Source organism: Lysobacter sp. A421 (genome assembly GCF_054052145.1).
Genome location: NZ_JBSVRL010000003.1, coordinates 154329 through 174229 on the forward strand (window position 1 = coordinate 154329; position 19901 = coordinate 174229).

A 19901-nucleotide genomic window follows, 5' to 3' on the forward strand; every position below is an offset into this window, starting at 1 on the left:
CGCCGGACAACACGGCGCTGGACGAGGGGCTGGAATTGGGTGTCCAGGACTCAGAAACTCCTGCCGATGTTCACATGAAAATAGCCTCGGACTTATCCCCGCGACAACTTCCAGCAGCGATGGATGCGTGCGTGACGGGCAAAGTCGGGCGGAATTGTTTCGGCGCTGATCTCCTCACACGTCGCGAACTCCGCCACGGCTGCCTCGTCCAGTTTGAAACGGCGGAAATTGTTGGAAAAATACAAGACACCGTCACGCGACAACCGCGCAACCGCCGCACGCAACAGGCGCACGTGGCTGGCCTGGATATCGAAATCGTCCGCACGCTTGGAGTTCGAGAACGTCGGCGGGTCGCAGAAGATCAGGTCGTACTCGGCCTGCTCCGTCTCCAGCCATGACACTGCATCGGCCTGCACCAGCCGGTGCCGGGTCCCGCCAAAACCGTTCTCGGCAAGGTTGTCCGCGCACCACTGCAGATAGGTCGGCGACAGGTCAACGGTGGTTGTCTGCCGGGCGCGCCCGACGGCGGCCTGGATGGTGGCCGCGCCGGTGTAGCCAAACAGATTCAGGAAGCGCGTGTCTTCTGCCTCGTCCCCGATCCGACGGCGCAGCGGCCGGTGGTCCAGGAACAAGCCAGTGTCGAGATAATCGAACAGATTCACCCGCAAGCGGGCGTCACCCTCACGCACGCTGATGAACTCGCCCCGCTGGTCGAATCGGCCGTATTTGGAGCCGCCCTTGCCGCGTGCGCGCGTCTTCAGCGCGACCTGCTCGTGCGGCACCGCGAACACCTCGCGCGCCGCAGCCAGCAACTCGTTCAAGCGGCGCCGCTGCACCGGCTCGGGGATGTCGTCCGGCGCGGCGTATTCCTGTACGTGCAGGAAGGTCCGCGGCGCGGCTTCATCGGTCTGGTACACGTCGATCGCAGCGGAATACTCGGGCAGGTCGGCGTCGTAGGCACGGAAGCAGGTCACGCCTTCGCGCTGGCGCCAGGCCTTGAGCTTGCGCAGGTTTTTGCGCAGGCGGTTGGCTACCATCTGGGCGCCATCACTCAACGCCGGCGCCGGCTCGCCGGGCTTTTGCTCGCGCTGCGGCGGGGCAACCGGATCCACGGTAATCAAGGTGCATTCAATCGCGCCATTGAACAGCTGGTACTTCTTCAGCGCCCGCAGGCCGGTGGCATGGGCGAGTTCGGCATCGCCGCACAACAGGCTGGCGCGCCAGTCCGGCACCGCGCGCTTGAGCGCGTCGCCCAGCGCGCGGTACAGCGCGGGATCGGCCGCCAGACGCAGGTCGTAGGGCGGATTGCACACGACCAGGCCGCCCGGCGGGCGCGGCTTCTGCGTCGCTCGCGACCAGGGCCCGACTTCGCTCGGCGATGGCCCCGGCACCTCGACTGGCGGTTCGGACGGCTCCGAAGCGGCATCGCCATGGGACTGCCGGACCAGGGGAATCGAACCCAGGCGCAGCCCTTCGATGCCCGCGTCTTCCCAACGGATCACTCCGGCCAGTCCCGCCAGCACCTCATTGTCCTGCGCGGCGTGGATCGCCTGCGGGTCGTTGTCGCGACCGAAGAACACCGGCCGCAACGCGGCACGGCCGGCAGCCTCGCGTCGACGCGCGTCATCGGTCAGCTCGCGCCACTGCTCCGCATCGAACTCCTTCCAGCGCGTGGGCACGAAACCGCCATGGCGCAACAGCCCCGGCGCCACGTCGGCCGCCATCAGCGCGCCCTCGATCAACAGCGTGCCACTGCCGCACATCGGGTCGAGCAAGCCGCCGCCATCGGCATACACCTGTGGCCAGTGTCCGCGCAGCAAGACTGCCGCCGCGAGGTTCTCCTTCAGCGGCGCCTCGCTCTGGTGCTGACGCCAGCCACGGCGGTGCAACGGACCACCGCCCAGATCGATCGAGACAATCGCGCGACCCTTGCGCACCACCAGGTTCACGCGCAGGTCCGGGGTCTCGACATCGACGCTCGGACGCACTCCGGTGGCATCGCGCATCACGTCCACCACCGCGTCCTTGACCCGCTGCGCGGCGAAGCGCGCGTGGGTCAGGCCGGTGCCCGAGACATGCGCATCCACCGCGATGGTATCGCCGTCATGCAGGTGCTCCGTCCACGCGATTTCCGCCACGCCGGCATACAGGGCTTGCTCATCGCCACATTCAAACTCGGTGATGGGCCACAGCACGCGACTGGCCAGGCGGGACCACAGCACCGCGCGTTGGGCGTCCAGCGCCGTGCCCTGGACGTTCACGCCCGCCATGGTCGCAGTGGCGTGGCTGCAGCCCAGCGCCAGCATCTCGTCAGCCAGCAGGTACTCCAGGCCCTTGCCGCAACTGGCGAAGAACTTCATCGGACCACCTGCGGCGCTGACGCCAATGACGACGGTGCCAGCATGGCCAGCAGCGTACTGAATGCCGCGACACTGGCGTCGACATGCCCGGACAAACGATGGCTGTCCTCGACCAGCAACAGCCGTGCCCGTCGGGCGGCGGCCCAATCGACCACTTCGGTGGCGGGGATCAGCTCATCGTCCCAGCCATGGATGATGCTTATGGGAACATCGGCCGCCTCCATCGGACTGGCCTCGCCCATCCGGATCGGCGGCGCCATCAGGAACAATCCAACCACCGGTACCTGCAGCGATGCCAGTCCGGAGACATAGGCGCCCAGGCTGGACCCGGCCAGCACCACAGGGCCACGCGTTGCCGCGTTGCGCGCCAGGTCGATCAGCCGCCGCAGCCTGCCCGGCACATCACCCAGCTCGCTGACCGAGCGCCTGGCGTCCAGGTCGGTATAGTCCGGCCGCTCGACCGACCAGCCGCGCTGCCCGGCAACCGTCGCCAATGCGGCAACCTTGGTCGCCTCCGGGCCGCTCTCGAAGCCGTGGGAAAGGATGCAATGTCCGCGCATGGATGGGTCCGGATGTGAGAGTGCCGCCGCCACGGCGGAAATCACGTGGCATGCAACGGGAGCTGGGGTCCGCGATGCTAGCATCCGCGCCATGTCGACCGAGTTTCCGCCATCGTCCATATCACCGGCAATCGTGGTGCGGCCGTTGCCATACCAGGACCTGCTGGAGGCTCGGTCGCGCGGCGAGGTTGACCTGGTGGTGATCCACTGCACCGAGCTGCCCGATCTGGCAATGGCCCGTGACTATGGCGAGCGGGTGCTGTATCCGCAGTCCGGCACTGGCAACAGCGGCCACTTCTATATCGACCGCGACGGCAGCGTGCAGCAGTACGTGGCCACCACGCGCGTCGCCCACCATACCCAGGGTTACAACCCGCGCTCGATCGGGATCGAACTGGTCAACACCGGCCGCTACCCCGATTGGCTGGACTCGCGCCACCAGGCGATGGACGAGGCGTACACCGACGCGCAGTTGTCCGGATTGATCCAACTGTTGACCGGGCTTTGCGCTACCCACCCCGCGCTGCGATGGATCGCCGGCCATGAAGACCTCGACACCGCCTCGGTCGCGGCAAGTGACAACCCCGGCGTGCAGGTACCGCGGAAACGCGACCCGGGACCGCGCTTTCCGTGGCACCAGCTGCTGCAGGCCACCACGCTGGAGCGCCTGCCGGGCCGGGCCGTCCGTTCCGGTAACGTGCTCCCGCTATAATTGCCGGCTTCCCGTACCGGCGCTGCTGCATGACTCCTCCCGTTTCCGAGCTGATCGACCTGCTTTCGCTGGAACGCCTGGAAGACAACCTGTTCCGTGGCCAGAGCCGCGACATCGGGACCAAATTTGTGTTTGGTGGACAGGTACTGGGGCAGGCGCTGTCGGCGGCGCGCGAGACCTTGATCAATGATCGCGCCGCGCATTCGCTGCATGCCTACTTCCTGCGCGCCGGCGATATCAACGCACCGATCGTCTACCAGATCGACCGCACCCGCGATGGCGGCAGTTTCTCGGTCCGCCGGGTCACCGCGATCCAGCACGGGCAGGTGATCTTCTTCATGGCCGCCTCGTTCCAGGACGTGGAACCGGGCGCCGAGCACCAGTTGTCGATGCCATCGGTGCCGATGCCCGAGGACATCGAGTCATCGCCTGCCGTGCCGGAGAAGGTCATGGCGACCCTGCCGATCAAGATCCAGCGCTGGCTGTCGAGGGAGGGGCCATTCGAGTTCCGCCACGTCTACCCGCGCGACGAGCTCAATCCACCCAAGCGACCGCCGCATCAGCAAGTCTGGTTCCGGCTGACCGAGCGGGTCGGCGACGCGCCGGAGCTGCACCACGCACTGCTTGCCTATGCCTCCGACTTCCAACTGCTGGGCACGGCGACTTTTCCGCATGGCATCAGTTACTACCAGCCCAACGTCCAGATGGCGTCGCTGGATCACGCGCTATGGTTCCACCGGCCATTCCGCGCCGACGAATGGCTGCTGTACTCGATCGACAGTCCCAGCGCGCAGGGGTCGCGCGGGTTGGCCCGGGGCCAGATCTTCGATCGCGGCGGCCGGCTGGTCGCCAGTACCTCGCAGGAAGGCCTGATCCGCGTGGTGCCCGACGCGGCCGCCGCGGCCCACGTCCCGGCCAGGGGCTGAAGGTTCGCCGATGCGCAAGGTTTTCAGCAGCCCCAGGTTGGAGAACGCCGAAGGTGTCGCAACCTTGTTGCGCGAAGCGGGCATCGAGGTCCGTATCACCAATGGGCGGTCCTACAAGGGCAGTCGGCGCCGCCATTTCAGCTATTCCGACCCATCCGCGCCGGAGTCGGCGGTGTGGGTCGTACGCTCCGACCAGCAGGCCCAGGCGCGCACCTTGTTGCGACAGGGTGGCTTGATCGACTCCACCCGCCCCGGCAGCGACGACGAGCATGGCTATGCAATGCCGACCTTCCGCACCGCCGTCCAACTTGCCCACAAGACGCCCGCCCGCAAGCGACTGATGCGCATCAAGCTGGGCCTGCTCGGGTTGATCGCGGCCGTGATGGTCGCCGGCGTGATCCACACCATCAACCAGCCTTCCGCGCCGCCGTCCGTCGCCGTTGAGCCGCAGCTTGCCGTCCCTCCGTTCGACGGCTCCATCGCCGCGACCCTGGCTCCCGTTGCCCGCGTCGTGTTCGCCAGCGAGCTGGACAGCGTCGACACCCCGGTCGCGTGCCTGGGAGTCGACGGCGGCGATGCGTCACCCGCCCTCATTGCCTCCCTGTCTGCTGCCAAGCCAACCCTGGTGCCGGCCACGGCATGTGTCGAGATTGCCGACGAGGACCAGGGCAGCCGCCACCGCGCCTCCGGGCAGCTGGCAACGATCCTTGATGTGGCGGTATTCCGGCCGGCGGCACCGGACCGCGGCACGGTCCAGATCACCGCCTATCACCACCGGGGCTGGGCCAGCTACAAGACGCTGGAGGTCTCGCGCCATGACGATGGTCAGTGGCAAGTGGACGACGTGATCAAGCACGTCGAAAGTCGCGGTTTGATGCAGTTCTAGAGCTGCCCCTACGGTCGGGGGCAGCGCTATGCTGGTGCCATGGGCAACGATCCACGCCGGAACCTCGACGACCTGCGGCTGTTCCACACCGCCGAACACCCCTGTGGCTACTGGCCGCAGCGGATTGCCCGTGACCTGGTGCTGGACCCGTGCGATCCGCAATTGTCCCAGCGCTATCCGATGGCGCTGGGCTGGGGATTTCGTCGTTCCGGCGGCATCGTCTACCGGCCGCATTGCCAGGGTTGCCAAGCCTGTGTCGCGGTGCGAATCCCGGTGGAGCGCTTCCGCCCCGATCGCAGTCAACGCCGTTGTCTGGCGCGCAACGCGCGAGTGGAAATGCGGGTGCTGCCAGCCGAGCGCACCGATGAGCAACTGGCGCTATACCAGCGTTACCTTGCCGCGCGCCACAAGGACGGAGGCATGGATGGGCACGGTGCCACCGAGTTCGACCAGTTCCTCGGCGGGCTGTGGAACACCGGTCGCTTCATCGAGTTGCGCGAGCCGGAAGCACACGGTCCAGGCCGGCTGCTGGCAGTCGCGGTGACCGATGTCATCGAGGACGCGTTGTCGGCGGTGTATACCTTCTACGATCCGCGGGAACACCAGCGTGGACTGGGAACGTTGGCAATACTCAAGCAACTGCAATGGGCGCACAGCCAGCAGCACCGTTATCTGTACCTGGGCTACTGGATCGCGGCCCACCCGAAAATGGACTACAAGCGCCGGTTCCGTCCGTTGGAGCAGTTCGACGGGCGCAACTGGCACGATCTGAATGATGATGGAGCTGCTGAATGACGCTGTCGCGATACCAATTACATCTACCTCGCTTCTCTGGCAGCCACGTTACTGGCAGCCACCCATCACCGCGCCGTCGTCGATCGGATCGGGCATTGACCCTCGCCATCGTGCTGGTGGCCCTTGCCACGGCCGGCTGCGTCCGGGTCGCCATCCACGGCGACCCGAACGCCTGGGCTGACAACATGACCGAATCAATGAACGACAGCACCCTGCGCGTGGCGACCTACAACACCTCGCTGTACGGCGAGTCCGCTGGTGGCCTGGTGCAACAGCTGTCGGCCAACGACGAACACGCCAGCAAGATCGCCGCCGTGCTGCAACGCGTGCGCCCCGACGTCGTGCTGCTCAACGAGTTCGACTACGACCCGGCCGGACGAGCGGCCGATCTGTTCCAGCAAAATTATCTGGAGCTCGGCCAGCCCGGGGGCGGCGAGCCACTGCACTACCCCTATCGCTATCTCGCCCCGGTCAATACCGGCGTACCCAGCGGACTGGACCTGGACGGCAACGGCGAGGTCGGCGGCAATGGCCGTGACCGCGGCAACGACGCCTGGGGTTACGGTCTGCACCCCGGTCAGTACGGGATGCTGGTGTTGTCGCGGTACCCGATTGACCCGGCCGCGGTGCGCAGCTTCCAGCACCTGAAGTGGAGTGCCATGCCAGACGCCCGGGCACCGCGTGATCCGCGTAGCGGCGAGCCGTGGTACCCACCGCAGGTCTGGTCGCAGTTGCGCCTGTCATCCAAGTCGCATTGGGATGTACCGATCGCCACCCCGATGGGCACCGTCCACCTGCTGGCGGCCCACCCGACCCCACCGGTATTCGATGGCCCCGAGAACCGCAACGGATTGCGCAATGCCGATGAAATCCGGTTATGGGCCGAGTACATCTCCGCGGGCGACAAGCCATGGTTGTGCGACGACCGTGGGCGCTGCGGCGGACTGGTCAGCGATGCACGGTTCGTGATCGTCGGCGACTACAACGCCGACCCTGTCGATGGCGATGGTGTACCTGGTGCCATCGCGCAATTGCTGGACAACCCCCGGGTCAACGCCAGCTTCGTGCCCCGCAGCAACGGCGCAATCGAACGGGCGGGTGAGCGGGCCCTCCCGCGCAATGGCGATGTCGCCACCCATACCGGTGACTTCGGACCCAAGGGAGGCACCCTTCGACTGGATTACGTGCTGCCATCAAGGGATCTGCGGATATCCGATGGCGGTGTTTTCTGGCCCGTCACTGGCGAGTCGGGAAGCGCTATCGCCGCGGCAAGCGACCATCACCTGGTATGGCTGGATGTGGTCGTACCCCGGTAAGTCGACGCAAGGGGCCGAAGCCGCCTGGCTCAGGCCGGAGGCTTCGGCTCTTCTTCCCCGGTGGCCGGCACTGCCACCGGCACCGCGACCCTGGGGCCAAATCCGAAAGCCTCTTCGCTGCGGGCCGATGCGATCATTCGCACCATGCTGCCAGGCACCATCAACTCCAACTCGATCAACTCCCCGGCGCTGGTGCGCCCGTCAAGGGTCATCTTGATCATCGAACCGCCGGTATCGACTTCGCGACAGACTACGTGGACGCCGGCCTTGCCCTCGCCCAGGTAGGGTTTTATCGCTTCACCCAGCGCCTCCAGCGCTTGTGGAAAGAAGAACACGGCATATCCATTGTGATCGTCCATCGGGACTCCTGTAGCTGGTGCGTTGATGGTGGGGTCGCTCAGCGCAGCTCTACCCGCAGCTGCGCGGCGGCATGGCGTGCTTTCTCGCGGGCCTGCTCGACATCTTCCCCCAGCGCCAGCGTCACCGCGACCCGGCGCTGGCCCTCGACTCGCGGCTTGCCGAACAGGCGCAGTTGGGTGTCGGGCTGGGCCAAGGCCGCATCGACGCCGTGAAACACCGGCACACCGTGTCCGTGCGCCAGGACCGCACAGGAGGCGGAAGCGGGATGACTGCGGATCACCGGTATTGGCAGCCCCAGGATCGCGCGGGCGTGCAGGGCGAACTCGCTCAGGTCCTGTCCGATCTGGGTCACCAGCCCGGTGTCATGCGGACGCGGGGAAACCTCGCTGAACCAGACCTCATCACCCTTGATGAAAAACTCCATGCCAAACACGCCCCAGCCACCGAGGTCATCGCTGACCGCCTTTGCCATCGCCTGCGCACGCTCCAACGCCAGCGCCGACATCGGCTGTGGCTGCCAGCTCTCGCGGTAATCGCCGTCCACCTGGGTGTGCCCGATGGGCGCGCAGAACGTGGTGCCACCGGCATGGCGCACGGTCAGCAAGGTGATCTCGTATTCGAAATCGACAAACCCCTCCACGATCACGCGCCCCGCGCCAGTACGTCCTCCGGTTTGGGCGTACTCCCAGGCGTTGTCGATATCGGCCTGGCCGCGCACCAGCGATTGGCCCTTGCCTGACGAGGACATCACCGGCTTGACCACGCACGGCAGGCCGATCTGCGCGACCGCGACGCGGTAGTCGGCCAAGGTATCGACGAAGCGGTAGGGCGACGTGGCGACCCCGAGGGCTTCCGCCGCCAGCCGTCGGATGCCCTCGCGATCCATGGTCAACCGCGCCGCGCGGGCCGTCGGGATCACCCGCATCGAGTGGCCGCCGGGATGCCGACCGGGCTCGCCGAGCTCGAGCTCAAGCTCGACCAGGGTCTGGGTAGCGATGGCCTCGATTTCCGGGACGATCAGCTGTGGCTGCTCCGCGGCGACCACGGCGCGGATCGCGGCCCCGTCCAGCATGTCAATCACGTGGCTGCGGTGGGCCACCTGCATCGCCGGGGCGTCGGCATAGCGATCGACCGCAATCACCTCCACGCCAAAGCGTTGCAACTCGATCGCCAGCTCCTTGCCCAGCTCGCCAGAGCCAAGCAGCAACACGCGGAACGCATGCGGTGACAACGGGGTACCGAGGCTGACGGAGCCGGTTTCGACACCGGGCTGCGGGGTCTTGCTCTGGGTTTCAGTCGGGGTTTCAGGCATGGATGGGTGATACCGGTCGATGGGGACAATTTTGTCCAATGTGTCGAGGCAGTCTAACTTCCGCCAATCGGTCGCGGTACCGCGTTTCCTGCAACGGCAGGCGCATGCGATCCTTCCGGCATGCGCCCTCGCCTGCCGTTATTGCTGTCGCGAATCACCATGGCCGCCTTGTTGGCGGTAGTGGTCCCGGCTTGCACGCGTTCCGACGATGCCACCACCCATGCCACCGAAGCGCGCATGAGCGGCGCCCTGCTGGACATGCAGCTCAATGAGATCAGCGGGCTGGCCGCCTCATCGCTGCACCCGGACGTGTTGTGGATGCATGACGATGGTGACAATCCGGCGCGACTGTTCGCCGTGAGCACCAGCGGCCGTCGGCTGGCGACCTACACCATCGAAGGCGTGACCAAGACCGACTGGGAGGACATGGAAGCGTTCGAGTTCGGTGGCAAGCGTTACCTGCTGATCGCCGACACCGGCGACAACGGTGGTTTGCGCCACAGCCTGCAACTGCACGTGATCGAGGAACCGGCGACGCTCACCAACGCGCGCCTGAAACCCGCCTGGTCGATCGCGTTCCGCTGGCCCGACGGGCCGTCCGATTGCGAGGCGGTCACGGTGGATCCCGAGCGCGGCGAAATCCTGCTGGTTTCCAAGAAGCGCCAGCCGCCAGAGTTGTTCGTGCTACCGCTGAAACCACCGGACCGGGAGCTGCTCACCGCAACCCGGATCGGCACGCTGGCGGGGGTGCCTTCTGCCACGCGCACCGGCCAGACGCCGGCCGAAGCAGCAGGACGGACGCCATTGGGCAGCCAGATCACCGCTGCCTCGGTATCACCCGACCGCACCACCCTGGCGGTGATGACCTACCGCTACCTGCTGCTGTACCCGCGTGCCGAGGGTGGCGACTGGGCCGATGCGGTGGCCCATCAGCCCCGCACCAGCCTGTTGCCATGGTTGCCGCAGGCCGAGGCACTGGGATGGGCCGCCGATGGCCGCAGCCTGTATGCGACCGGCGAGTTCATTCCCGCACCGCTGTACCGGATCACGCCCTGACGAGGCCAGCCGCAGCGTCAACGCGCAGATCGGGTATGTTTTACCAGACGCGTTCGCAAGGCTGGCCGACTGCCCGGCACCACCCGCACGCCTTCCAGCAAGGGAATCAACCCATGAGCACACCGTGGATCTACGAAGTAGTGGAGATGAACCCCAGCATGTTGGGGCCATCAATGACCGAGCGCCTGCAAGAAGAGCTCAACCGCCTGGGCCAGGAAGGCTGGGAACTGGTAGCGGCCAACCAAGTCAACCCATTCGACCAGGTTCGCTTGATCCTCAAGCGGACGGCCGCGGCACCGATCTAACCTGACCGACATGCGTGGCCAGTCAAAGCTGCTGATCAACACCCCGAAGGTCGAACTGTGGCCCAGCGGGCTGTTGCGTGCGCGCAGCAATCACGATGCCCGCATCCTGTCGCGCGCGAACCACATACTGCGGCGCAAACGCGATGGCCGCTATCTCGCAGCGCAACTGCCCGAAGGCCTTGTGCCATTGATTCCCCGGTTGACCCGGGAGCCCGGCGTCACGGCGGCCCTGGAGGTGCTGGCGAAACAGCGCGGCGTGCTCCATCCGGGCCACACCTGGTCGAGCCGGCTCCAGCCGGACGAGCTGCCCCTGGACGGCCTGCGTGAACGGCTGGACGCACTCGGCCTGGATGACGGCTATGGCGAGCGCACCGGCCTGCCGCTGGTGGCCGAGCCCGGTTGGCTCACCCTGGCCGGCCTGGACCGCTACCGGCGCCCGTTGTGGCTGCGCGCCGGCGCCGCCCGTGCGTGGACCCACCTGCGTGAGGCCGCCAGACAGGCAGGCGTGGCGCTGGAGGCGATCTCCGGCTATCGCAGCCATGACTACCAGTTGGGCATCTTCGAGAGAAAACTCGCGCGCGGACAGGCAGTCCCGGAGATCCTCCGTGTCAACGCCGCACCCGGCTACAGCGAGCACCACTCAGGTTTTGCCCTCGACATCGGCACCCCGGGCGAACCGCCGGCCGAGGAGACCTTCGAACAGACGCCCGCGTTCGACTGGCTGACCGCCACCGCCGGCAGCCACGGCTTCGCCATGAGCTACCCCCGCGACAATCCCCACGGCATCGTCTACGAGCCGTGGCACTGGCGTTGGGCTCCCCAAGAAACCGAATGACCAGACGGCGTCCGGCTCAGTCCTGCGAGCGCTTGGTCGGCGTCTTCGCCTCGACCGCGAAGTCGGCGATCTTCCACAGGTAGAAGCTGGCGTAGCTGCGGTATGGCCCCCAGCGTTCACCGAGTTGCGCGAGTTGCTTCGGCTTCGGCAGCACCTCGAGCTTGTCGACGATCTGGGCGCCCTTGCGGATGCCGAGGTCGTCGATCGGCAGTACATCGGGGCGACCAAGACGGGACATCAACATCATTTCCACGGTCCAGCGGCCGATACCGCGCACCGGCACCAGCGCGTCGATGATCGCGTCATTGTCCATCGTCGCCATCCGCCGCAGGGTCGGAATCTCGCCGGCCGCCTCGCGCAGGGCCAGGTCACGCAACGCCAGCACCTTGTTGCCGGACACCCCGCATGCGCGCAGGGTCGGATCGTCGCAACGGCCCAAGGTGTCGCAGTGGAAACGGTCGCTTTCGATCGCCGCCTCGACCCGTCCGACGATCGTCGCCGCAGCCTTGCCGCTGAGCTGCTGGTAGAGGATCGCGCGGGCCAGCGCATCGACCGGGTCGAACGACTTGCGCCAGCGAGGATCGGGGTCGATCACGCCGAGCCGGCGCATCCAGCTGCCCAGCTTGCGATCGCGCCGGGCCAGGTGGGCATGCGCCGCCGCGGTATCGAATCCACGCGAATGCCGTGGCATCTCAGCGCCTCACGCTGTCGGCCGCCCACAGCAACCAGGCGAGGATCATCAGGCCGCCGCCCAGCGGTGCGAGCGAGGTCGGTGTGCCGAACCCATGCGCACTCACCAAGCTGCCGGAAAACAGCAGCGTGCCAAGCAACAGCATCCCCAGCGCGATCGCTGTCAATCGCCGCCTTGCAACCGGGGCCAGCGCGGCCAGCGCGATGCCGTGGCCGAACGCAAACAGCGCCGCCGAGTGCAGGCTCGCCTGGACCGCAGGCTCGGCGGAATGGGCGGCATAGGCAAACAGTGCGACCGAGGCCGCGGCGAGCACAGCGCCCAGCGCGGCAAGTGCCCGCAGGGGCCGGACGACCCGGGTTGGATCAGCGGTCGTGATCATTCGATGGTCTCGCGACAGGTCGTCCAAGATAGCAGGGCTACCCATCGGAGCACCCAAAAAAAATGCGCCGCGGGATCCGCGGCGCATCTCAATTCCGGTAACAGCGTCTGCTTAGCGCAGCGTCCAGTACACCTCGAACTCCCCGTCCTCGGTAAAGCCCTTGTCGATACCGTTGATCCAGGCCTCGTACGGACGCCCGGCGGTTTCATCGCCGCCGGTCATCACCCAGGCCCGCAGGGCATCACGCACCTTGGGCATGTTGGCCATATGACCGACAAACGGAACCATGGCCACCCTGGCGGGCTCCTCGAACACCTGGGTCACCGGACCTTCCAACTTGATGTCCAGCTTCACCACCGGACCGGGGGCCGCATTGGCGGCGGCGATATCGGCGGCATCCGCCCCGGCATCGTCTGCGGTCTCGTCAGCGTCCGTCTCGTCGGCAGCCGGCTTCTTGTCCGCGCCACTGCCAGCCTTGCGCACCGGCTGGGCGACATCGAACGCGTAGGTTTCGGCACCAAATTCATTGGTGATGATGCGCACCGGACCTGCGGGTTCGAGGTTATTGGCCTTCATGACCTTCTCGATCCACTGCATGTTGTTCTTCATCGTGCGCTGGACCACTTCGTTGTTACGCTCCACGGCCGCACCGACTACCAGCATGTTGACCGCCGGGCGCTCGATCACCTTCGGAGCCATCTCCGGGTTGTCCTTGCTGAGCTCTGCATAGTCGTAGTTCGGCACCGCAGCGAGCATGTTGCTGAACCGGTTCAGGCTCATCTTCATGCGGTCGCCCATGCCGCTGGTGACATACATGCCGGCGTAGCGGCCAAACAGGTTCATTCCGTAATCAACGTCGTAGGTCTGGGTGATCTTGACGTTGCGATTGCTGCGTCCGGTCGGCTCCAGTATGTAGCTGGTGCGCTTGTTGGTACCGGGTTCGTTGTTGACGACCTCGAAGCTCACGCTTTTGCGCGGCTGGCTGTCCACCAGCTTCCAGCTGCCGTCTCCCACGCCCTTCGCATCAGAGCTGTAGTTCAGCTCCGCGCCAACCCCGCTTTCCGGGCCGGAAAGCTTGATATCCATCGACGGATCCCGCAGCGGAAGCACGTTCCAATCGTCGAAACGGGCAAAGCTGTTGAGGGTGTCATAGACAATCGTCATCTTGCGATTGGTCTCCACCGACTGCTGGATGTGACGGGTGGATGGCAGGAAGAAACCGATGACGAGGAACGCCACGGCCACGATTGCCAGCGAAATCAGGAATTCGATCAAACGGGTCATACAGGTTCTCTCCAGGGCCAGACCCGGAATGGGACGGGGGGCAGACCCGTAATCCTAGCAAGGAAAACGGGTCTGTCGCATGTCAGCCAGGTCACAAGAATCACGAAATTGTCCGGTATTTACACCAACTGCAGCTCAAATGCCTTCAGCACCGCTCTCGTGCGATCGCGCACACCCAATTTGGACAGGATATTGGAGACGTGGTTTTTGATGGTGCCTTCGGCCACTCCCAGCGAATTGGCGATCTCCTTGTTGGAAAACCCTCCCGCCATCAATCGCAGTATTTCGGTCTCGCGTTCGGTCAACGGATCGGGCCGATCCAGGCTGACGAACTCGTTGCGCATGTGTTCCAGCCCCGAAAGCAGGCGCTGGCTCATTGCCGGCTGGACCAGTGAGCCGCCACCGGCAACGGTCTGGATCGCTCCCACCAGTTGCTCCAGCGACACATCCTTGAGCATGTAGCCCTTGGCCCCTGCCTTGATCCCAGCCAGCACCATCTGGTCGTCATCAAACGTGGTCAGGATGATCGTCGGCGGCAGCTGGTCCCGGCGGGCCAGCTCCTGCAGCGCCTCCAGCCCCGACATCACCGGCATCCTCATGTCCATCAGCACCACGTCGGGCTGGACCTGCGGTATGAGCTCGACCGCGTGCTTGCCGTCGCCAGCCTCGGCAACGACCTCGATGCCCTCGGCCAGTTCCAGCAGCGACCGCACCCCCTGGCGAACCAGGGTCTGGTCATCGACGATCAGGACGGTTATCGGCTTGTCCGGATGACGGGGTTTGATCGGATTGGGGGTCATGCTTTCACTCCTTCGCGGGTAGCCGCCACGGCGTCTGCCGACAGCGGCAACACAAGATGCAGGCGGAAGCCTGCTTGTGGCCGGGTTTCAATGGTCAAATCACCGCCACACTGGGCGAGGCGTTCGCGCATACCCCGCAGTCCGTTGCCGATGGCAACCTGGCTGGCACCTCGCCCATCGTCGCGGGCCGTCATAACGATGCATCCATCTTCGCGCCTGAAATGGATCCACAGATGGCCGGCAGCCGAATGGCGCACCGCGTTGGTAATGATCTCCTGGGTGCAACGCAACAGCACGTGCGCACGCTCCGGATCGTCCACCGTCAGCGGCTCCTCGATATCCATGTGGATCTTCGGGGTGAAGATGTTCTCGGCCAACGGACGCAGCGTCAGCGCAAGGTCGATCGCCTTTTCCACCCGCAAATGGCTGACCGCCTCGCGCACGTCCGTCAGCAGCAAGCGGGCCAGGGTGTGGGCCTGGACGACGTGCTCCTTCGCCCGGCCATCGGTCAGATGCCCGGCCACCTCCAGATTCAGGCTCAGCGCCGTCAGATGGTGGCCCAGCAAATCATGCAGCTCACGGGAGATGCGGGTGCGCTCATTGATTCGCGCGCTCTCTGCCAACAGCAGGCGCGTGGCATGCAACTCGGCGTTCAGCTGACGCTGCTCCTCACGGGCCTGGGCCTGTTGGCGGGCCACCAGCGCGGTGACAAACACCAGACTGGAAAACCCCATATAGGCCAGCGACTGCATCAAGGCCACCAGCACCGGCATGCCCAACGCAACAAACGCCGGCGTGATCGCAAGATTGCCCCCGACCAGCCAACCCACTCCCACCCGCAGCGATAACAGCCATGGCAGCAGTCCAGCCACCACCATCAGCAGGACACTGCCCAGACCGGTGCGTGACAGGTAACTGATGCCCACCGCGCAGATCGTCAGCACCAGCAGCAGGACAAGGGACAGATAGTCGGTGCGGCGCGGCCCCAGGTCGCGGGTCAGCCACCAGTACGCGCCGCCGAAAGTCAGGTACAACGCAACCCAACGCGCGATCAGCAGGTAAAACGGTTGGCCGCTGACAGCCGGCAGGAATTCCAGCCCGCCCGGAGCCAGCCATAGCTGAATCGGCCACAGCCCAACCATGCCCCACGTGAGGAGGCCGGCGAAGCGCAACAGTCGGCTGTGGTTAAGGCGGCTCAGCATCACCGCATGCTACCGGCATCGGGTGGCCTGAGGGGGCGCCGAAAGTCATGCTGAATGCGCGCCGGACCCCATCGGTCGATTGAAATCTGTTCGCCGCACGCCGGGACCCATGCGATAATTGGCCTTGGAAACGCGACCCCACGCGAAGTAACAACCCCTGGAGCCCGGAATGTCGATCGTTGTCCGCGACGTGCTTGAGCACGAGCTGGATTCCGTCCTTGCCCTCAACAACGCTGCCGGACCTGCGATCCTGCCACTGGACGCCGGGCGATTGCGCCATTTCTTCGAAACGGCGGAGTATTTCCGCGTCGCCGAGCGTGACGGCACCCTGGCCGGCTTCCTGATCGGGATGGGCAGCCATGCCTCCCATGACAGCAGCAATTTCCGCTGGTTCTGTCAGCGTCATCCGGACTTCTTCTACATCGACCGCATCGTGGTGGCCAGCCGGCGACGCGGCGGCGGTGTCGGCCGTGCGTTCTATGCCGATGCCCAAAGCTATGCGGAGTTGCGCTACCCGCAGATGGCTTGCGAGATCTTCCTGGATGGTTCCAGCGATCCGGTGTTGTTGTTCCATGGCAGTTTCGGCTTCCGCGAAGTCGGGCAACACGTCATGGACGGCACCGGGCTGCGTGCGGCGATGTTGATGAAGCAATTGTGCAGCTACCCCTGGATCCGCCAGACCTATGGCGGGAATCTGCCAGGCCTGCCGTGGGCCCGGTCACGCACGCTGCCGGGCAAAGACCTGGCAACACAACTGACCGGGACCAACCGTTGAGCACGGCGGTGACCGATTACGAGCCCGCAGGTGAGCTCAAGATCGGCCAGGTCGGAATTGCCAACCTGCGCATACGCTCGCTGGATGTCCCCAGGTTGACCGAGGAAATGCGCAGCCGGGTGCAACGCGCGCCCAATCTGTTCAAGAACGCGGCCGTGGTAATCGATTTTGGCGGCTTGGGCCAGATGCCCGACCTGGCCACGGCGGGTGCGCTGATGGACGGGTTGCGCCAGGCAGGCGTACTGCCGGTCGCCCTGGCTTATGGTTCCAGTGATACCGAGCAACTGGCGGATGCGCTTGGCTTGCCGCTTCTGGCCAAGTTCCGCGCCCAGTACGAGCGCGGGGACGAGACCTCACCGGCTGCGGTGCCAGCGGCGGCCCCGCCGCGTGAAAAGACGGCCCCGCAACCAGCAACTCCTGCGAAGGCGGCCGCAAGCAAGGCAAGCCCCGGAATGATCCATGCGACGCTGGTTCGTTCCGGCCAGCAGGTCTACGCAGACCACCGTGACCTCACCGTGCTGACCGGCGTCAGTGCTGGTGCAGAAGTGATTGCCGACGGTTCGGTCCACATTTATGGCCCGTTACGCGGTCGCGCCCTCGCCGGCGCCCAGGGCAATGAACAGGCACGCATTTTCTGTCGCGAATTCCATGCTGAACTGATCGCCATCGCCGGCCACTACAAGGTGCTGGAAGACATTCCGGCGGAGTTGCGTGGTCGCGCCGTCCAGGCTTGGCTGCAGGACGGACAATTGCAACTGGCCGCACTGGACACACCGTGAATGAAAACCGTGCATGCTGTCGCGTTGCGCCCAATCGGCAACCGGGCAGTTGCAGCCGGCCTGGCATCTCGCCGGGCGCTGCAGACGCTACATCGATGCATTCCCCCGCAGCACCCATGAACTGGAGGATTTGAACTTGGCCGAAATCATCGTTGTCACCTCGGGCAAGGGAGGCGTGGGCAAAACCACCACCAGCGCCAGCCTCGCCTGTGGGCTTGCACGTCGCGGCCACAAGGTGGCCGTCATCGACTTCGACGTCGGCTTGCGCAACCTGGACCTGATCATGGGTTGCGAGCGACGCGTGGTGTACGACTTCGTCAACGTGGTCAATGGCGAGTCGACCCTGAAGCAGTCACTGATCCGCGACAAGCGTTTCGAGAACCTGTACGTGCTGGCCGCCTCGCAGACCCGGGACAAGGATGCGCTGACGGTTGAAGGCGTGCAGAAGGTCCTGGACGATCTGGCTGCAGACGACTTCGACTACATCGTCTGCGACTCCCCCGCCGGGATCGAGAAAGGTGCTTACCTGTCGATGTATTTTGCGGACCAGGCGGTCGTGGTGGTCAACCCGGAAGTCTCCTCGGTACGCGACTCCGACCGCATCCTAGGCTTGCTGGCGTCCAAGACCCGCCGTGCCGAGAACGGCGAGCGGGTCAAGGAACACCTGCTGCTGACCCGCTACAGCCCCAAGCGGGTAGAGTCGGGTGAGATGCTGAGCATCGGTGATGTGGAGGAAATCCTGGGCTTGAAGACAATTGGCGTGATCCCCGAGTCCAGCGACGTCCTGCACGCTTCCAACAAGGGCGAGCCGGTCATCCTCGACAGCGAGACCGACGCGGCACAGGCCTATGACGACGCGGTCGCCAGGCTGCTTGGCGACACCCGCCCAATGCGTTTTGTGAACCCCGAGAAAAAGGGTTTCTTCAGCAAGATGTTCGGAGGATAGACATGGGTTTGTTCGATTTCCTGCTGGTCAAGAAGCAGACCGCATCGGTCGCCAAGGACCGCTTGCGGATCATCGTTGCCCACGAGCGCGCCAGTCGTGGCGGGCCCGACTACCTGCCGATGTTGCAACGCGAATTGCTCGAGGTGATCAGGAAGTACGTCAACGTCGACGTCGATGCGGTCAAGGTCGACCTGCTGGGCGAAGGCGACAACAAGGTGTTGGATATCTCGGTCTGCCTGCCCGAAAAAGCCGAATCACGGGCGTTCGCCAACGGCTGAACACGACTGTATTGTCCGGATAAGGACTTCGGGCAAGACCCTATGCTCACGCTCGCTGACACCGGCTTCGCCGCTCCTGCCGCGCTACTGGCACGTTATGGGCTGCAATTGGCAAAGGTTGCCGATGGCGAGCCCATTCCGGGGAGCTATTGGGGCGAGTGTGAAGCCGGATTGATCGGCACCACCGTCCATGCCCGCGCCGATACCCCGGTGCACTCCTTGCTGCACGAGGCGGCGCATCTAATCGTGTTGCCGCCCGAGCGTCGTGCTGTCGTGCACACCGACGCCACCGACTCCATCGAGGAGGAGGATGCGGTTTGCGTGCTGCAGGCGTTGCTGGGCGACGAGCTGCCCGATGTCGGCCGCGATCGCATACTCACCGACATGGACGCTTGGGGCTACACCTTCAGGCTCGGCTCGGCACGGGCGTATTTTGAACGCGACTCTGATAGTGCATGGCACTGGTTGGCCCAGCGTGGGCTGGTCGAGCTGCCGCACCGGCGTCTGATCGTTTAGATACCCGGCTGGATACCTGAACCATGGCCGGGCATGGCCATGCAGGCGAGTGGACGTACGCCTCGCTCAGCGGCAAACGCCGACCGAGCCACTGCCACAGATACGGCCGTCAACCCAGGTCGCACCGTCGAAGCGTGCGCCCGACAGCATCGCATTGGCCAGCGTGGCGTCTCGCAGGTTGGCCCCGCGGAAGTCGACGCTATCCAGATTGGCATTGGCGAAACTGGCTTCGACCAGGACCGCATCACGGAAGCTCGCTCCCGCCAAGTGGGAATTGACGAACGTCACGCCCCCCAGTTGCCGGCCGGCGAAATCTCTCCCGGACAGATCTTGATTGGCGTAACTGGTCGTCCCACCGCGCTGTGAGGACGAGGACGTTATGGTCCGTCCATTGACGGTGCTGGTTGCTCGACCGCCACCGGCACTGATGACGTGCACGCCGCCATCGCCCTGGACGTCCACCTGCGTGTGCTGGGTGTTGTCGCCATCGGTTTGATAGTTGCCGGTGCGCGAAGACAGATTTTGCTGCCCACTCGCCTCCACCGTGGCGCCGTGCGTGCGCACCTCGGTTCCGGCGGCACCGGCCTGGACCACGGTACCGTCGCCCGCGTTGATCTTGACGCTTCCATCGGCGCCGATCTCCACCACGTTTTGGGCGATTGCGGGCATCGCCAGTGAGGCCACCAGTAGTCCGCCAAACGCGAGCAGGAGACCCGAACGGCGGCGAGTGGCCGGTGTGGGTACGGCGTGGTAACGGCGGGACTGGCTGTGCGGGGGCTGGTTACGGAAGGTCTGGTTATCGAAGGTCACGGAATGCTCCTGTCGGGG

The 19901-nt window shown here is 65.2% G+C and carries 23 protein-coding genes; 13 read left to right on the plus strand and 10 right to left on the minus strand.

Annotated features, from left to right (window positions below; genetic code table 11):
• Positions 1 to 92: 92 nt before the first annotated feature.
• On the minus strand, positions 93 to 2360 hold the full coding sequence (gene rlmKL / locus ACW7G6_RS10470) for a bifunctional 23S rRNA (guanine(2069)-N(7))-methyltransferase RlmK/23S rRNA (guanine(2445)-N(2))-methyltransferase RlmL (protein WP_456998206.1): 2268 nt from the start codon (positions 2358 to 2360) through the stop codon (positions 93 to 95).
• Positions 2357 to 2920 (minus strand): hypothetical protein, encoded by a 564-nt coding sequence (locus ACW7G6_RS10475; protein ID WP_456978648.1) that lies wholly within the window; start codon positions 2918 to 2920, stop codon positions 2357 to 2359. Before ACW7G6_RS10475 ends, rlmKL begins: the two co-directional genes overlap by 4 nt.
• 91 nt (positions 2921 to 3011) lie before the next feature.
• On the opposite strand from ACW7G6_RS10475, the gene ACW7G6_RS10480 reads away from it, so the two are divergent.
• The 5 genes from ACW7G6_RS10480 (at position 3012) to ACW7G6_RS10500 (ending at position 7555) form a co-directional block, all read left to right on the plus strand.
• A complete protein-coding gene (locus ACW7G6_RS10480; protein ID WP_456998207.1) occupies positions 3012 to 3632 on the plus strand; it encodes an N-acetylmuramoyl-L-alanine amidase in 621 nt (206 codons plus the stop codon).
• A 29-nt stretch (positions 3633 to 3661) separates the two neighbouring features.
• A complete protein-coding gene (gene tesB / locus ACW7G6_RS10485) occupies positions 3662 to 4558 on the plus strand; it encodes an acyl-CoA thioesterase II (RefSeq protein ID WP_456998208.1) in 897 nt (298 codons plus the stop codon).
• Between the two features lie 10 nt (positions 4559 to 4568).
• Positions 4569 to 5444: a hypothetical protein gene (locus ACW7G6_RS10490; RefSeq protein ID WP_456998209.1), complete on the plus strand. Its 876-nt coding sequence runs from the start codon at positions 4569 to 4571 to the stop codon at positions 5442 to 5444.
• Between the two features lie 39 nt (positions 5445 to 5483).
• Entirely contained in the window at positions 5484 to 6239 is a 756-nt protein-coding gene (locus ACW7G6_RS10495; RefSeq protein ID WP_456998210.1) for an arginyltransferase, read from the plus strand.
• A 95-nt stretch (positions 6240 to 6334) separates the two neighbouring features.
• Positions 6335 to 7555 (plus strand): endonuclease/exonuclease/phosphatase family protein, encoded by a 1221-nt coding sequence (locus tag ACW7G6_RS10500; RefSeq protein WP_456978643.1) that lies wholly within the window; start codon positions 6335 to 6337, stop codon positions 7553 to 7555.
• Positions 7556 to 7584: 29 nt separating this feature from the next.
• On the opposite strand, the gene ACW7G6_RS10505 is transcribed toward ACW7G6_RS10500, so the two are convergent.
• Together ACW7G6_RS10505 and purT are read right to left on the minus strand one after the other, a co-directional pair.
• Complete coding sequence (locus ACW7G6_RS10505; RefSeq protein WP_456978642.1) at positions 7585 to 7914, minus strand: hypothetical protein; 330 nt, start codon at positions 7912 to 7914, stop codon at positions 7585 to 7587.
• Positions 7915 to 7952: 38 nt separating this feature from the next.
• The gene (gene purT / locus ACW7G6_RS10510) at positions 7953 to 9227 is read right to left on the minus strand and encodes a formate-dependent phosphoribosylglycinamide formyltransferase (RefSeq protein WP_456998211.1); all 1275 of its coding nucleotides are present in this window, start codon (positions 9225 to 9227) and stop codon (positions 7953 to 7955) included.
• 120 nt (positions 9228 to 9347) lie between these two features.
• Here purT and ACW7G6_RS10515 point away from each other — a divergent pair, with 120 nt between their 5' ends.
• The 3 genes from ACW7G6_RS10515 to ACW7G6_RS10525 all read left to right on the plus strand — a co-directional run bounded on the left by ACW7G6_RS10515 (position 9348) and on the right by ACW7G6_RS10525 (position 11423).
• Positions 9348 to 10283 (plus strand): hypothetical protein, encoded by a 936-nt coding sequence (locus ACW7G6_RS10515; RefSeq protein WP_456998212.1) that lies wholly within the window; start codon positions 9348 to 9350, stop codon positions 10281 to 10283.
• Positions 10284 to 10396: 113 nt separating this feature from the next.
• On the plus strand, positions 10397 to 10588 hold the full coding sequence (locus ACW7G6_RS10520) for a DUF4177 domain-containing protein (protein ID WP_456978639.1): 192 nt from the start codon (positions 10397 to 10399) through the stop codon (positions 10586 to 10588).
• 10 nt (positions 10589 to 10598) lie between these two features.
• The gene (locus ACW7G6_RS10525) at positions 10599 to 11423 is read left to right on the plus strand and encodes a M15 family metallopeptidase (protein WP_456998213.1); all 825 of its coding nucleotides are present in this window, start codon (positions 10599 to 10601) and stop codon (positions 11421 to 11423) included.
• Positions 11424 to 11439: 16 nt separating this feature from the next.
• Here the strand turns inward: ACW7G6_RS10525 and ACW7G6_RS10530 are convergent, their stop codons facing one another.
• From ACW7G6_RS10530 to ACW7G6_RS10550, 5 genes are all read right to left on the minus strand, one after another.
• Positions 11440 to 12114, minus strand: coding sequence for a DNA-3-methyladenine glycosylase family protein (locus ACW7G6_RS10530; RefSeq protein ID WP_456998214.1), 675 nt, complete (start codon positions 12112 to 12114; stop codon positions 11440 to 11442).
• 1 nt (position 12115) lies between these two features.
• Positions 12116 to 12493, minus strand: a complete 378-nt coding sequence (locus ACW7G6_RS10535) for a DUF423 domain-containing protein (RefSeq protein ID WP_456998215.1) — start codon at positions 12491 to 12493, stop codon at positions 12116 to 12118.
• Positions 12494 to 12604: 111 nt separating this feature from the next.
• Entirely contained in the window at positions 12605 to 13777 is a 1173-nt protein-coding gene (locus ACW7G6_RS10540) for a polyketide cyclase (protein WP_456998216.1), read from the minus strand.
• 119 nt (positions 13778 to 13896) lie between these two features.
• The gene (locus tag ACW7G6_RS10545) at positions 13897 to 14577 is read right to left on the minus strand and encodes a response regulator (protein WP_456978634.1); all 681 of its coding nucleotides are present in this window, start codon (positions 14575 to 14577) and stop codon (positions 13897 to 13899) included.
• Positions 14574 to 15779 carry a sensor histidine kinase gene (locus ACW7G6_RS10550; RefSeq protein WP_456978633.1) on the minus strand — a complete coding sequence of 402 codons (1206 nt, stop codon included), beginning with the start codon at positions 15777 to 15779 and terminating at the stop codon, positions 14574 to 14576. The genes ACW7G6_RS10545 and ACW7G6_RS10550 overlap by 4 nt, the downstream gene beginning before the upstream one ends.
• A 169-nt stretch (positions 15780 to 15948) precedes the next feature.
• Between ACW7G6_RS10550 and ACW7G6_RS10555 the strand changes: the two genes are divergently transcribed.
• The 5 genes from ACW7G6_RS10555 to ACW7G6_RS10575 all read left to right on the plus strand — a co-directional run bounded on the left by ACW7G6_RS10555 (position 15949) and on the right by ACW7G6_RS10575 (position 19073).
• The gene (locus tag ACW7G6_RS10555; RefSeq protein ID WP_456978632.1) at positions 15949 to 16554 is read left to right on the plus strand and encodes a GNAT family N-acetyltransferase; all 606 of its coding nucleotides are present in this window, start codon (positions 15949 to 15951) and stop codon (positions 16552 to 16554) included.
• Complete coding sequence (minC, locus tag ACW7G6_RS10560) at positions 16551 to 17333, plus strand: septum site-determining protein MinC (protein ID WP_456978631.1); 783 nt, start codon at positions 16551 to 16553, stop codon at positions 17331 to 17333. Before ACW7G6_RS10555 ends, minC begins: the two co-directional genes overlap by 4 nt.
• A 136-nt stretch (positions 17334 to 17469) precedes the next feature.
• Positions 17470 to 18279 carry a septum site-determining protein MinD gene (gene minD, locus ACW7G6_RS10565; protein ID WP_456978849.1) on the plus strand — a complete coding sequence of 270 codons (810 nt, stop codon included), beginning with the start codon at positions 17470 to 17472 and terminating at the stop codon, positions 18277 to 18279.
• Positions 18280 to 18281: 2 nt separating this feature from the next.
• A complete protein-coding gene (gene minE / locus ACW7G6_RS10570; RefSeq protein ID WP_456978630.1) occupies positions 18282 to 18557 on the plus strand; it encodes a cell division topological specificity factor MinE in 276 nt (91 codons plus the stop codon).
• Positions 18558 to 18599: 42 nt separating this feature from the next.
• Positions 18600 to 19073: a hypothetical protein gene (locus ACW7G6_RS10575; protein WP_456978629.1), complete on the plus strand. Its 474-nt coding sequence runs from the start codon at positions 18600 to 18602 to the stop codon at positions 19071 to 19073.
• Between the two features lie 66 nt (positions 19074 to 19139).
• Here the strand turns inward: ACW7G6_RS10575 and ACW7G6_RS10580 are convergent, their stop codons facing one another.
• The gene (locus ACW7G6_RS10580; RefSeq protein ID WP_456978628.1) at positions 19140 to 19883 is read right to left on the minus strand and encodes a pentapeptide repeat-containing protein; all 744 of its coding nucleotides are present in this window, start codon (positions 19881 to 19883) and stop codon (positions 19140 to 19142) included.
• Between the last annotated feature and the right edge of the window lie 18 nt (positions 19884 to 19901).

Coding starts and splice junctions, on each gene's coding strand:
- rlmKL (WP_456998206.1), bottom strand. CDS start 2,360: ATGAAGTTCTTCGCCAGTTGCGGCAAGGGCCTGGAGTACCTGCTGGCT.
- ACW7G6_RS10475 (WP_456978648.1), bottom strand. CDS start 2,920: ATGCGCGGACATTGCATCCTTTCCCACGGCTTCGAGAGCGGCCCGGAG.
- ACW7G6_RS10480 (WP_456998207.1), top strand. CDS start 3,012: ATGTCGACCGAGTTTCCGCCATCGTCCATATCACCGGCAATCGTGGTG.
- tesB (WP_456998208.1), top strand. CDS start 3,662: ATGACTCCTCCCGTTTCCGAGCTGATCGACCTGCTTTCGCTGGAACGC.
- ACW7G6_RS10490 (WP_456998209.1), top strand. CDS start 4,569: ATGCGCAAGGTTTTCAGCAGCCCCAGGTTGGAGAACGCCGAAGGTGTC.
- ACW7G6_RS10495 (WP_456998210.1), top strand. CDS start 5,484: ATGGGCAACGATCCACGCCGGAACCTCGACGACCTGCGGCTGTTCCAC.
- ACW7G6_RS10505 (WP_456978642.1), bottom strand. CDS start 7,914: ATGGACGATCACAATGGATATGCCGTGTTCTTCTTTCCACAAGCGCTG.
- purT (WP_456998211.1), bottom strand. CDS start 9,227: ATGCCTGAAACCCCGACTGAAACCCAGAGCAAGACCCCGCAGCCCGGT.
- ACW7G6_RS10515 (WP_456998212.1), top strand. CDS start 9,348: ATGCGCCCTCGCCTGCCGTTATTGCTGTCGCGAATCACCATGGCCGCC.
- ACW7G6_RS10520 (WP_456978639.1), top strand. CDS start 10,397: ATGAGCACACCGTGGATCTACGAAGTAGTGGAGATGAACCCCAGCATG.
- ACW7G6_RS10525 (WP_456998213.1), top strand. CDS start 10,599: ATGCGTGGCCAGTCAAAGCTGCTGATCAACACCCCGAAGGTCGAACTG.
- ACW7G6_RS10530 (WP_456998214.1), bottom strand. CDS start 12,114: ATGCCACGGCATTCGCGTGGATTCGATACCGCGGCGGCGCATGCCCAC.
- ACW7G6_RS10535 (WP_456998215.1), bottom strand. CDS start 12,493: ATGATCACGACCGCTGATCCAACCCGGGTCGTCCGGCCCCTGCGGGCA.
- ACW7G6_RS10540 (WP_456998216.1), bottom strand. CDS start 13,777: ATGACCCGTTTGATCGAATTCCTGATTTCGCTGGCAATCGTGGCCGTG.
- ACW7G6_RS10545 (WP_456978634.1), bottom strand. CDS start 14,577: ATGACCCCCAATCCGATCAAACCCCGTCATCCGGACAAGCCGATAACC.
- ACW7G6_RS10550 (WP_456978633.1), bottom strand. CDS start 15,779: ATGCTGAGCCGCCTTAACCACAGCCGACTGTTGCGCTTCGCCGGCCTC.
- ACW7G6_RS10555 (WP_456978632.1), top strand. CDS start 15,949: ATGTCGATCGTTGTCCGCGACGTGCTTGAGCACGAGCTGGATTCCGTC.
- minE (WP_456978630.1), top strand. CDS start 18,282: ATGGGTTTGTTCGATTTCCTGCTGGTCAAGAAGCAGACCGCATCGGTC.
- ACW7G6_RS10575 (WP_456978629.1), top strand. CDS start 18,600: ATGCTCACGCTCGCTGACACCGGCTTCGCCGCTCCTGCCGCGCTACTG.